Source organism: Kamptonema animale CS-326, assembly GCF_028330895.1.
GTDB classification, from domain to species: Bacteria; Cyanobacteriota; Cyanobacteriia; order Cyanobacteriales; family Microcoleaceae; genus Kamptonema; species Kamptonema formosum.
On the sequence record NZ_JAQMUA010000134.1, the window covers coordinates 1 to 12,584 of the forward strand.

At 40.9% G+C, this 12,584-nt stretch carries 11 protein-coding genes and 1 pseudogene; 6 read left to right on the forward strand and 6 right to left on the reverse strand.

What is annotated here, in order from left to right; translation table 11 throughout:
• On the forward strand, positions 1-1,756 hold a 1,756-nt coding region (locus PN499_RS07990; RefSeq protein ID WP_272031227.1), incomplete at its 5' end, for a sensor histidine kinase.
• Positions 1,757-1,773: 17 nt separating this feature from the next.
• Here the strand turns inward: PN499_RS07990 and PN499_RS07995 are convergent.
• From PN499_RS07995 to PN499_RS08005, 3 genes are all read right to left on the reverse strand, one after another.
• On the reverse strand, positions 1,774-2,916 hold the full coding sequence (locus tag PN499_RS07995; RefSeq protein WP_272031229.1) for a hypothetical protein: 1,143 nt from the start codon (positions 2,914-2,916) through the stop codon (positions 1,774-1,776).
• A 38-nt stretch (positions 2,917-2,954) separates the two neighbouring features.
• Positions 2,955-3,587: a response regulator gene (locus PN499_RS08000; protein ID WP_272031231.1), complete on the reverse strand. Its 633-nt coding sequence runs from the start codon at positions 3,585-3,587 to the stop codon at positions 2,955-2,957.
• 206 nt (positions 3,588-3,793) lie between these two features.
• On the reverse strand, positions 3,794-5,056 hold the full coding sequence (locus tag PN499_RS08005) for a molybdopterin molybdotransferase MoeA (RefSeq protein ID WP_272031233.1): 1,263 nt from the start codon (positions 5,054-5,056) through the stop codon (positions 3,794-3,796).
• 109 nt (positions 5,057-5,165) lie between these two features.
• Between PN499_RS08005 and PN499_RS08010 the strand changes: the two genes are divergently transcribed.
• The 5 genes from PN499_RS08010 (at position 5,166) to PN499_RS08030 (ending at position 8,976) form a co-directional block, all read left to right on the forward strand.
• On the forward strand, positions 5,166-5,783 hold the full coding sequence (locus tag PN499_RS08010; protein ID WP_272031235.1) for a hypothetical protein: 618 nt from the start codon (positions 5,166-5,168) through the stop codon (positions 5,781-5,783).
• 143 nt (positions 5,784-5,926) lie between these two features.
• Positions 5,927-6,502: a Uma2 family endonuclease gene (locus PN499_RS08015; protein ID WP_272031237.1), complete on the forward strand. Its 576-nt coding sequence runs from the start codon at positions 5,927-5,929 to the stop codon at positions 6,500-6,502.
• A 31-nt stretch (positions 6,503-6,533) separates the two neighbouring features.
• Positions 6,534-7,112, forward strand: a complete 579-nt coding sequence (locus PN499_RS08020; protein WP_272031239.1) for a Uma2 family endonuclease — start codon at positions 6,534-6,536, stop codon at positions 7,110-7,112.
• 38 nt (positions 7,113-7,150) lie between these two features.
• Entirely contained in the window at positions 7,151-7,804 is a 654-nt protein-coding gene (gene cobO / locus PN499_RS08025; RefSeq protein WP_272031241.1) for a cob(I)yrinic acid a,c-diamide adenosyltransferase, read from the forward strand.
• 17 nt (positions 7,805-7,821) lie between these two features.
• Positions 7,822-8,976, forward strand: coding sequence for a class I SAM-dependent methyltransferase (locus PN499_RS08030; RefSeq protein WP_272031242.1), 1,155 nt, complete (start codon positions 7,822-7,824; stop codon positions 8,974-8,976).
• A gap of 55 nt (positions 8,977-9,031) precedes the next feature.
• Here PN499_RS08030 and PN499_RS08035 read toward each other — a convergent pair whose 3' ends face one another.
• The 3 genes and pseudogenes from PN499_RS08035 to PN499_RS08045 form a co-directional block, all read right to left on the reverse strand.
• Positions 9,032-10,252 carry a hypothetical protein gene (locus PN499_RS08035; RefSeq protein ID WP_272031243.1) on the reverse strand — a complete coding sequence of 407 codons (1,221 nt, stop codon included), beginning with the start codon at positions 10,250-10,252 and terminating at the stop codon, positions 9,032-9,034.
• Positions 10,253-10,351: 99 nt separating this feature from the next.
• Entirely contained in the window at positions 10,352-11,755 is a 1,404-nt protein-coding gene (locus PN499_RS08040) for a ferredoxin:protochlorophyllide reductase (ATP-dependent) subunit N (protein WP_272031244.1), read from the reverse strand.
• A gap of 335 nt (positions 11,756-12,090) precedes the next feature.
• Positions 12,091-12,584, reverse strand: a pseudogene (locus PN499_RS08045) (DUF5331 domain-containing protein); the annotation flags it as partial.

A 12,584-nucleotide genomic window follows, 5' to 3' on the forward strand; every position in this document is an offset into this window, starting at 1 on the left:
CTTCCTTCTTCCTTCTTCCTTCTTCCTTCTTCCTATGACCAATCTGAGCAATGTTAAAGCAGCTCAGTTGTCCGTCAATTATGAGGTTTGGCGTGACCGTTTTCTGAGAAACCGCCTGCGTCCCGCCTTGTGGATTGCAGTCTTTTTTGCTTTAACAATTACGGTTTATCTTTGGGGAGAATCTATATTCGATCCTAAAGAATTTAAAGCTGCAAATCTCTATATTGGTATTGCTGTTGAATTAGGATTGCTTACCTGTTTAACATTGCACCAAACTGAACTAGGAAGGCGCTATCCTAGTTTATTATTTTTAGGTTTTTCTTGGTCGCTAACTATCATTGTACAGGTAGGAGCGGCCTTAATTGGTCAAGCAGAACCTCAGACTTTAATGTGGTGTTTGGCATTTTTAACTCAGGCGACATTAATGCCCGTGCGATGGCCCCTTCATGTAGTTTCACAGTTAGGCGTAGTTGCTTGTTATATAGGAGTAAATTGGGCGCTTAATCTCACCATCGCGAAGATGACAGCTTTCCATTTTGCAGGATTTTATTTATACTTATTTTGGTTTTGTTTTATCTGCGATCTGTCGGTATATTTGTACGAGCGCTTACAGCGAGATGAGTTTGAAACTAGGCGGTCTTTGGCCGTAACTTATGATAAGTTAGAAGCAGCAGAAGCGAAGTATCGCAGTATTTTTGAAAATGCCGGGGAGGGAATTTTTCAGAGCACTCCTGATGGGAGATATATTACAGCTAATCCGGCTTTAGCTAGAATTTATGGCTACGATTTATCGGAAGAAGTAACAGATATTTTTACTGATATAGAACATCAATTATATGTAGAACCAAATCGCCGCGCTGAGTTTATTAGACAGATTGAAGAACACGGAAGAGTATCGGATTTTGAGTCTCAAATCTACCGCAAAGATGGCAGCATTGTCTGGATTTCTGAAAACGCACGAACGGTGCGAGATGCTAATGGCAAGGTACTTTATTATGAAGGTTTAATTGAGGATATCACGCAGCGAAAGCAGGCGGAGGAAGCTTTGCGGGTGTTTATCCATGCTCTCTCTCACGACTTGCGAAACCCGGTTGCAGGAATGTTAATGGTGTTGAAAAATTGGGAGAAAAAGCCTGGGGATGGGATCGCAGTACCGCGATCTATTTTGTTGCGGATGATTCAAGGGAGCGAACAGCAATTAAAGTTAATAAATTCGCTGTTGGAAGTACAGGCTAGCGAGGTACGGGGTTTAGTTTTGCAATGCGAACCACTACATTTGAGAGGTTTAATTGAATCTGCGATCGCAGATTTAGAACCAATGCTAGTGCAACATCAAACGGCTGTAAAAAATCAAGTTTCAGCAGATTTACCATTAGTTAATGCTGACTCTACGCAGTTATGGCGGGTATTTTCAAATTTGATTGCTAATGCTTTAAAACACAATGTACCGGGACTTAATTTGACGATGACTGCGGCAATAATAGAGGTGGATAATCAGAGGAAAATTGCGGAGCGTTCAATTAAAATGATTCGCTGTACTGTGGAGGATGACGGCGTGGGAATACCTGCTGAACTATGCGAGCGCCTTTTCGATCTTTATGCTAGGGGTTCTCAAGTTCGGCATTCTCTTGGTTTGGGTTTGGGACTATATCTTTGTCGTCAAATTATTGCCGCTCACGGAGGGGAAATTGGAGTAATTAGTAGTCCGGGTGCGGGTGCTACTTTTTGGTTTACTTTGCCGATTGTTGATAGTTAGGTTAAACAAAATTGCACTTAGGCATCATATTTTAGTGGTTCGCCATTGAGAAAATTAATTAGTTTTTCCTGTGGACCGAATCCGGCCTCTTTTATTCCCATAAAACGTAAGAGATTATATGTGTTTAGCCTTTCTTGGTTGGTGGTTATCCTGTCGGCAATTAAACGCAGAATCACTTGCTGAGGTTCTGTTAACTGATCGATAGTTGTACCTTCTGAGATATTTTGACAGTCAAAAGCAAGTTCCAGCAATAAATCCCATTCGTATATTTGTTGTCCAGATTCCGCCAAAACCACTAAAACCCGCGCTAATTTACTATCGTCAAGCCTGCTGAAAAAATCAATAATCATCGAGTGATGTGCGGTTGCCATTGGGTTGTCGTAGTGTTCGCACAACCTAGTAAATAACTCTTCATTTTTGATTAAACTCAGGAGCAGATTAAAAGCATCGCCTGAGATATTTTCTCCAACTATATAAGCAAGGCTCACTCCGGCAGAAAGTTTGACAATATCGCTTTCATTTGAGTTAATAATCTCCTCACAAAAATCCGCATCTATAAGCGTAATTTTGCTGAGAAAGGCTAAACACAATGGAATTGTTGATTTCACTATTTCATCAGAATCGCAGGCAAAATGTTGAATCATTAAACTGCATATCCGCTCTGCGTCTGGCTTGCAACAAGACAGCGTATAAGCAGCGGCTATTCTGACTTTTGGTGAGTCGTGTTCTAGTAAATTAAGATAAAGATTAACTCCTTTATAAACCGCTTGGTAAGTTGCTTGTACCCATTGGAGCTCATTTTGCCACTTTCCCTCAAATTCAGAAGGATATGCCCGATCTACTTCTAATATCTCATACTCTAAACCAGGCTGAGTACCAAAAAATGTTGCTGCTGTTCCCAAGTGTGCCAAATCGAACAATATCATTTCTAATAAATCTGTTTCTGATTCGCGTGAGAGGCGTTCTTGCAAAAATGGGACTACAAAATAAGCAGGCCAGGTCAATGTTCCCTGATGCCAGCTTGCATACCATAATTCCATCTGAGCCTCGCTACGCACTTTTTTCTCATTCGCTGAGAGGTCTTTTAAAAGACTTACTAGCTTCTCGCCTAATTCGCTTTCTAGCCTATCCCAATCAATGTTTTCTAAGTTTTTCAACATTTTTATTTTCCTATCAAGTTTGTATTTTTATTACAATCTTAAACAAGTCCTGCTCTCAACGCGACTACTGCTGCCTGCACCCTATCATCCACTGCTAACTTATTCATAATACCGCGAACGTGAGTTTTAATAGTATTAGGACTGAGATAAAGTGCAGCAGCAATTTCAGGATTGCTATAACCTTCTACCATCAATTTCAACACTTCTGATTCCCGCTGTGATAGTTGACCTATACTTGCCGTAGATACAGGGGTAGGAGGTTTGAGATTTTCAATTACAGTCCTAGCAATTTGAGGATCGAGATAGGTAGCACCTTCAGCAGCAGCGGCAATTGCAGCTAACAAACGCTCTACTGAAGCACCTTTAATACAGTAAGCATCTGCACCGCTAGAAAGAGCAGCAATAATTTCTGTTTCCGCCGTATGAGAAGTTAGCATTACCACTCGTACATCAGGTAATTTTTCTTTAATTTGTTGCGTTGCTGCAATTCCATCGAGTCGTGGCAAACCGATATCCATCACGATCATATCGGGTTTCAGCCTTAATGCTGCTTCGACTGCTAAGTAACCGTCTTCTGCTTGTCCTACTATTTCTAAATCAGGACAATCCCCTAAAACTTGCTCTAGTCCCAATTGCATCATTGGGTCATCTTCAACAATTAAAATTCGCATAATTGGTAATGGTTAGTTGTTAGTTGTTAGTGGTTAGTTGTTGGTGGTTAGTTGGTAGTTTACTTTATTTTCCTATTAAGCTGTTACGCATTTAAAATAGTATTGTAGGGTGCGTCAGCCCGCAGCGTTTCCCGTGCCTAATAAGCGATCGAGCTGACGCACCCTACAAGCCTCGTTAATGGTTTAAATGCGTAACAGCTTAACTACTAACCACTAACTATTTTTAAAACTTGAACTAAGTCTCCTCCTTGAATCCAAGTTTGATCCACAGGGATAACTGCTAAACCTGTAGTATTAACTAGGTTAATTAAATTACCTGAACTTTGACTGCCACTAGCGGGTTCAAATTCATAATTGCCAGCACATAAATGTAATTGACCCCAGAGGTAAATTTCTCGCTTCCCATCCGATCTTAAGTCAACGCGCGATCGCGCCTGTACAAACTCTGGCCCCCAAGCCTCAAGTTTAAGTCCAGAAAGTTTCCGCATCGCTGGCTGGACGAAACGCCAAAACGTTACTAAACTAGAAACTGGATTACCAGGCAAACCAAAGTAAAGACATTGAGAAGGCGCGATCGCCACTTTTCGTTTAAAAGTTGCTACAGTTAGGGGTTTACCTGGTTTAATTCCTACCGCACGGATGTGAATTTCTCCTCCCAAAGATGCGATAATTTCTTCAACATAATCATAATCCCCCACCGAAACGCCGCCAGTGGAAAGTACGATATCGGCGGTGGAAATGGCAGATGCGATCGCATCCTTCAACTTTTCGCGATCGTCGGGAATAATCCCTAACCGGATGATTTCTGCACCCGCTTGCGAGCTCAAGGCGGCCAAAGCATACTGATTCGAGTCTACCAATTGACCGGGTTGCAAAGGTTGCTCGGGAGATACCAATTCGTCGCCAGTGGAGAGAATTGCAACGCGGGGACGGCGGTAAACTGGTACTTGGATACATTGCGCGGCCGCTAACACGGCGATTTCTGGAGGATTGAGGACTGTACTCGGCATTAGCAAAGGCGTACCCGCTTGATAAAAAGCGCCTTTGTGACGCACAAATGCTGTGGGTTTGGAAGGAGAAACTAAGATCGAAATGCGATCGCCATCCCTGTGCGTTTCCTCCTGCATCACCACTGTATCAGCACCAGCAGGCATAACAGCGCCAGTAAAAATCCGGGCAGCCTGTCCCGATTCAACAGTAAACTGAGGCTGATATCCTGCGGGAATTTCTTCGATAATTTCCAGTATTGTAGGTTGAGTTGAGCTACAATTTTCCACATCCGCAAACCTCACGGCGTAACCATCCATTGCCGAATTATCCCAGTGAGGAAAGTCGAGGGAACTTGTCACAGGTGCAGCTAAAATTCGCCCCGACGCGGCCAATAAGTCTATCTTTTCTACATCCCGTTGACTGTCGAGGGGTTGTACTAAATCTAAAATAATTGATTCTGCTTCTTTAACTGACAGCATCGCTGTCCCCCCATCTGATAATACTTTTGTTAGTTTAGCAAATAAGTGGCTATAGTGGGAATTTATTTTTTGCTATTCTAGGATAATCTTATTGTTTTAGCCTTCACTTATGTCCACATTCCTCTCTATATTTTGGCTGAATACGTTATCTTTGGTACTGGTAGGTATTTCAATTATTCTTACTAAATTGTATGGGTTAGAAGTCAAGGATTTATTTTTTCATCCTTTGTTTTACCCTCAGCCAAATGTCGCTTTTTTAACTCGCACATTCCAGTTATTGTGCTGCGTACCTGTCATTGTTTGTGCTTTTAGCTATGGACTACTTAAAACTTTTAATCCTCGCAATTCAGACAAGGAATTTATTCTAGCATCGGCTCTTTTGACAGGAGGATTCATGTTAAATGAAATTTACAGAATTCATATATACCTTGTAGGAATGGGAATCTCTAAGCTAGGAGTTAGTTTTTTCTATGCTCTTGCTTTATTTTCCTACGGATGGTTTTTTCGGCGGCAACTAAAATCTACTCCTTACGGGGTATTGCTAGTGGGCGTGGGGTTATTGTTTTTTGCGATCGCAGTGGACTCGCAGCACTTAAAAAACAAGATGATTTCCAGCTTATTAGAGGGAGTTCCCAAGTTATTTAGCGAGATTAATATCGTATTTTATTATTGGTGCGTCTGCAAATATTCGGTAGAAAAATCTATCGATAAAATTATTAAAACATAATTATCGACTTTTGACAAATTAGTTGAAATCTGATAGAATAATGATAGTGGGTCGCAAATGCGATTAAATTATTTGCTGCTTACTTAGCACAAAATTGTCAATATCTATGTTTAGCATAAAATAGTATAAAAAGAGAAACAATCATGACCGCTGTCACCATAAACTTTAACTCTGTTGTCAAACTAACCGACGATCAGTTTTATCAGTTGTGCCGAGACAACCCCGATGTCAAATTTGAACGTAATGCCAAAGGAGAAATAATTATTGTGCCACCTACAGGAGGAGAAACCGGAAATTGCAACTCAGAAATTAATGCAGATTTTGTTATTTGGAATCGTCAAACTAAGCTAGGCAAAGTATTTGACTCTTCGACTTGTTTCAAATTCCCAAATGGTGCAGATCGTTCCCCCGATGTTTCTTGGATAAAACAAGAAAGATGGGATGCACTCACTCCCCAGCAAAAAGAAAAATTTCCACCAATTGCCCCAGATTTCGTTTTAGAGTTAATGTCGCCAACTGACAATCTCAAAGAAACACAATCTAAACTGCAAGAATATATCGATAATGGTGTCAGACTCGGCTGGTTAATTAATCGCAAAACCCGCCGAGTCGAAATCTATCGTCAAGGACAAGAGGTGGAAGTGCTGCAATCTCCAACAGAATTATCAGGAGAGGATGTTTTACCCGGATTTGTTCTCAACTTGCAAACAATTTGGTAACAATTTTATTAATACTAAAATCCCTATTACTATGAACGCTGTCACCATAGATTTCAATTCTGTCATCAAAATAACCGACGAACAATTTTATCAACTGTGCCAAGACAACCCCGATGTCAAATTTGAACGTAATGCCAAAGGAGAAATAATTGTCATGCCACCGACGGGAGGAGAAACTGGAAATCGTAATTTTGAAATATCAGTTGATTTTGGAATTTGGAATCGACAAACTAAACTAGGAGTTTGTTTTGACTCTTCTACTTGCTTTAAATTACCTAACGGTGCAGATCGTTCCCCCGATGTCTCTTGGATTAAACAAGAAAGATGGGATACACTTACACCGGAACAAAAAGAGAAATTTCCACCAATTGCCCCAGATTTTGTTTTAGAGTTAATGTCGCCAACTGATACGCTCAAAGAAACACAATCTAAACTGCAAGAATATATAGATAATGGTGTCAGACTTGGCTGGTTAATTAACCGCAAAACCCGGAGAGTTGAAATCTATCGTCAAGGACAAGATGTGGAAGTGCTGCAATCTCCAACCGAATTATCAGGAGAGGATGTTTTACCCGGATTTGTTCTCAACTTGCAAACAATCTGGGACTAATTTTGATAAAATTGTATAAATATTACTTAATGAATCTGATGCAAACAAATACTGAGATGGAATTAAATCAAACAAGCGATCGCGCAAATTCCCTTACCCCCGAACAACACAAGCAGAAAATGCAGCGTCGCAAAGAAGTACAAGACCAACGCATTGCTGAAAAATCAGGGGAAAAAGGTTTAATTATCGTCAACACTGGTAACGGTAAAGGGAAGACGACGGCCGCCTTGGGAATGGTGCTGCGATCGCTCGGTCACGGCTACCGCGTCGCCATAGTACAATTTATCAAAGGAGCCTGGGAACCCGCAGAAAAAGCCGTTTTTGAGAAGTGGGAAGATCAATTAGAATTTCACGCCATGGGAGAAGGCTTCACCTGGGAAACCCAAGACCGCGATCGCGACATTGAAAAAGCTCAACAAGCATGGGAAAAATCCTTAACCTTTATCCGTAATTCTGACTTTAGATTAGTCTTGCTTGATGAAATCAATATAGCACTAAAATTAGGTTATTTGCAAGTCGAGCAAGTGCTAGCAGGACTGGAAGAAAAACCAGAACTATCTCACATTATTTTAACAGGTAGAGGCGCACCAGCAGGACTCATAGAACGGGCAGATTTAGTAACAGAAATGACTTTAGTTAAACATCCTTTTAAAGAGCAAGGTGTTAAAGCTCAACCAGGTATCGAGTATTAAATATATAACTTACACAAATGACAACTAATGGACTAGAGCCGACTACCTTTAACGATCTATTATCCTTGGCACTATCTTCTATTGAGTCTGCACAATCAACAGAAATATCTATCCCTGCAAAACTAGCGCTACTGCAAGCAACTCAACTAATCTTATCTCAAAAAAACATTAATGTCAATGCCAATCTCTTGCTGCAAACCTTATGGAAAATAGCCCTAATTAATCCCTTTGATGACTTTGTTCAGACTTGCTTAACCTGCGAAGGAATCAATCAAGTTCAGGGATTTAGAGAACTGAGAAATAAAATAGCAATAGCCTACAATATGCAAGGCAATGCTTTTTATCAACAGGGTCAAATTCAGCCAGCAACCCTGCAATATGAAAAAGCATTACAAATAGGACAAGAACTTGCTCCCGCTGACTTACTTGGCATTTACTTTAATGCAGGAATGGCATCTTTTGTACAAAAGCAACCAGAAAAAGCACAACATTTTTTTCAAAAAGCACTGCAAATTCAACCTAACTTAGCGCAAGTAGAGCAGATGCTTTTTAGGGTAAATTATCAACTTGAAACTAAGCAAAAAGGATATAAATTTAGTCAAGATTGGTTTAGCAGAAATCTGGCAATCTGGCAAGAATATTTAATGTGCTTTCGCAATCAACCAGATTTAAACATACTAGAAATAGGAAGTTGGGAAGGGAGGTCTACTTGTTGGCTATTAAACAATATTCTCACTCATCCCTCGTCGCAAATTACCTGTATCGATACATTTGAAGGCGGTGGAGGAACTGAACTAGAAGCAAGCGATACTAAAGAGTCTATCGAAGCAAGATTTGACTTTAACATTACTCTAACTGAAACCGCAGCAAAAGTAACAAAAATTGTCAACAAATCGAGAGCAGCATTGCGGGAAATTCCCTTTGATAGCTTTGATATTATCTATATTGACGGCTCTCATTTAGCTTGCGATGTACTAGAAGATACCCTTTTAAGTTGGGGACTTCTCAAGATAGGAGGTTTGATAATTTTTGATGATTACGATCATGTTTTTCGAGAATTCCCTCATCAAAATACTAAGATTGGAATTGATGCTTTTATGGCGAGTTTTTGTAATAAAATCCAGCTTGTTCATCAATCTCATCAAATTATTATTAAGAAGATAGCTGATTAAGAATGCAGAGTAATATGGCTGCTATATTCTATGTACGCTGATACAAGTTACTGAATTAGACTTTATCATCGGTCGCTTGAATCCCTTTCAAAATACTCAATTCTAACTGATTAATAGCTGCCATAATGCCGCTTTCTGGATTTTTTAGTAATGAATTTTTAACTTGATCCAAGTAGGCTAAAATGTTCTGACGCAAAATCGGTCTTTCTACTTTGACTGTGTGATGGTAATCCCAGAGATCCCAAATCAATATACCTACCCCCACAATAGGATCTATCAGACCAACCCCAAGCTGACCGGCAACGGTTCCACCAGTTTTTGCTGCCATCTTTGCCGCAGCTTTTCCAGCAAACTTGGTCATAACTTTACTTCCTACTTTGCCCGCTAATCCAATAAGTAAAGGCTTAGCGACTATGTAACCGCCCCCACCAATTAATACTCTTAACGAAAAATTGGATAGAGTTCCTTCCGTGTCATTAATAGTTACAGCAATATCATTCAAATACTTTTCCCATTCTCCTTGAGGGATATTATAACTGCCTTGAATGCCTTTAATGTTATTGCCAAGTTCTGAGATATACAAGTTAGTTGTTTCTGTAGTGATTGACTCCAATCTCATTTGTGCAAGTTTGGGAACCAGTACTCGCTTAGCAAATTCTCTTTGGAAATCCTCAGTTAACTTTTCAGCAACCTTTTGAGATGCTACTGACATATCAAACTTGTTAATTACAGCAGAAACAATAAACTTAAAAGGAGTCGAAAACTCCATTGTTTTCTGCTTAAAATAATCAAAATACCAATCTAAGAAGCTATCGACACGCCCGTTTAATTCTCCTTCCCATGTATCTAACTCTTTTGAAGCAAAATTCTCAGCAATAGCATGGGATTTATTGATAGCACCTTGAATCTCTACGTTAACTTTGCTCAAGTCAGGAAGTGCGGGAACCGTAACTGTTGATGTTGAAGATTGCAATGAGTGGTTAGAAGTTACCGATTGTGAAATTATCCAGCTACCTAAAAGTGGAATAATTACCAGTATGATTACAATTGCCCAAATTAAAGGGGTCAATGCTTTAAGTAACTTAGTTATAACTTTTAATCTATCTGTTTTTTCACTATAAGTCACGTTTTCATTTATTATCTGCTCCTCTAGTTTAATTTGGCTATTTGAATCGGTCGAGAGGCTGTCGGCTTGATTGGTAACATTCGTAACTGAGGCGATTACAGGTTCGCTGGCAGGCATAGCCTCTAAATTCTGGCTGGGTTCGTCGTTCATAGAGATTCTTCTGATTAATTTTTAGGGATGCTTATACTATTCTAATAAACAAGGGCGGGCATTGCCCACCCTCGCTATGAATCAGGTGTAATTCAAAAACTAAACCTTAGCCTCCTCCTTCACCAAATTACCCCAACCCAAATCCTTCAGCGAATTATTCCGACGCAAAGGACGAGTCACCAACTCCAAAATATCCCGCGCATTCCCAAACCCGTGAATCTGAGCAAAAGTAAACTCAACCGACCACTTAGTATTAATTCCCCGCGCCTCCAAAGGATTAGCATGAGCCATACCCGTAATCACCAAATCAATATTCTGCTCATAAATCCGCTGAATCTGATTGTAATTATCCGGTTTCTCCACAATTCTCGGAGTAGGAACCCCCATCTCATGGCAAGTCTTCTCCAATAACTCCAACTCCGCCGCTTGATACCGCTTATCCATATAAGGAATACCAATTTCGGGGCAAGTCATACCGCAGCGAATCAAAAAACGAGCCAAAGAAATCTCCAGCAAATTATCTCCCATAAAGAAGACAGACTTACCGCGAACTATCTGTAAATAATCCTCCAAACTTGCCCAGATTTGTGCTTCCCGCTCGTCTAAACCCTTCGGTTCAATATTCAAAACCGAGCAAATCTTCTCAATCCAAGCGCGAGTACCATCAGGGCCAATCGGGAACGGAGCACCAATTAATTTACACTTCCGACGGCGCATCAAAGTAGTAGCAGTCCGCGATAAAAATGGATTCATCCCAGACACATAATACCCTTCTTCCAACACTGGCAATTCAGTGTAACGCTTAGAAGGCAACCAACCAGAAACCTTAATTCCTTGCTTCTTCAATTCTAAAGTTAACTGAGTAACAACCGGGTCAGGCAAAGAACCAAAAAGCACCAAAGGAGTATGCTTCACATATTCCGATTCATCGGCTGCAACTTCCTCTTTCTTCTTCCCAAAATTCAGCAATTGAGAAATAGCATTCCGTTCCTGCTTTTGAGATTCCATAACAGGCGCTTTCTCAGGACACTTAGCAGCCATAGCCGCTAAAACCGTATCTTCCCCTTGGGTAAAAGCATAATCCAAACCATTAGCACGAGCCGTCACAATTGGAATCCCAATCTCAGCTTCTAACTTCGGTGCTAACCCTTCCAAATCCATCTTAATGATTTCCGTCGTGCAAGTGCCAATCCAAACAATTACACTAGGGTTGCGATCGCGCTTAATCTGCAAACACAAACGCTTCAACTCCTCATAATCATTCAACTGAGCCGAAATATCGCCCTCTTCCAACTCCGCCATCGCATAGCGGGGCTCAGCAAAAATCATCACTCCCATCGCATTTTGCAGAAAATAGCCACAAGTCTTAGTACCAATTACCAAGAAAAAGCTATCCTCAATCTTTTGATAAAGCCACGCCACACAGCTAATCGGGCAAAAAGTGTGATAATTTCCAGTTTCACACTCAAAATGTAGCGCTTCAGGTTGAGTAAGAGTCTCCATGACCTAAAATTTTCTCCGTTTAATTGTTTATTAGTGCGTAATTCCTAATTTGAGCAAACAAACCCTCCATGAAGCACATACCGCCCTCACGGTGGGGTTTCCTTTCCCCAAACTGCGCAGTCAAAATCAGTAATTTTGAGTTATCAGATTGCTTCCTTCACAATTCGAGTTGAGCCCCTGAGATGATTTGTAGGGGTGGTGTTTCTCCGTCCGTAAGCAAGTTTTGAATATTGAGTTAATTCGCAATTCCAAACTTAACAACGACGAGAGCGATGGGTACTCCACCCCGAACCATCTACGATCTTGGCAACAACTCTTTAAGTTGAAGACAACCCTTACTTAAAGTCCGATAAGAACCCAGAAATTTCTTCATCCTCATCGGCATCGTCATCTAGTCCCAAGGCATCTAGATCGGCTTCATCTGCATCTCCAGATGTTGCTTCCCCTAGAGCATCAAGCCCGATCTCATCCAAGTCATCGTCATCTGATAAGGACAAGCCGCCAAAATCGTCGTCTTCATCCAAACCCCCAAGATCCATGTCTAGGTCATCTGAGGTTGCTTCCCCAAAGGGATCGGGTATGGATTCCGGCACGAAATCATCGTCTTCTTCCCCAAAAGGATCTGCACTCGCGACAACTATCTCCTCAGACTCCTCAGAAACCAATAGCCCAAACTCATCATCGGCATCTTCCTCTAGTCCACCGAACCCATCCAACTCATCGGAGGCCGATACCCCAAACTCATCATCATCTGACTCTTCATCCATGTCACCTAAGCCCATGCCGCCCAAGTCATCTGACTCTTCATCCATGTCACCTAAGCCCATGC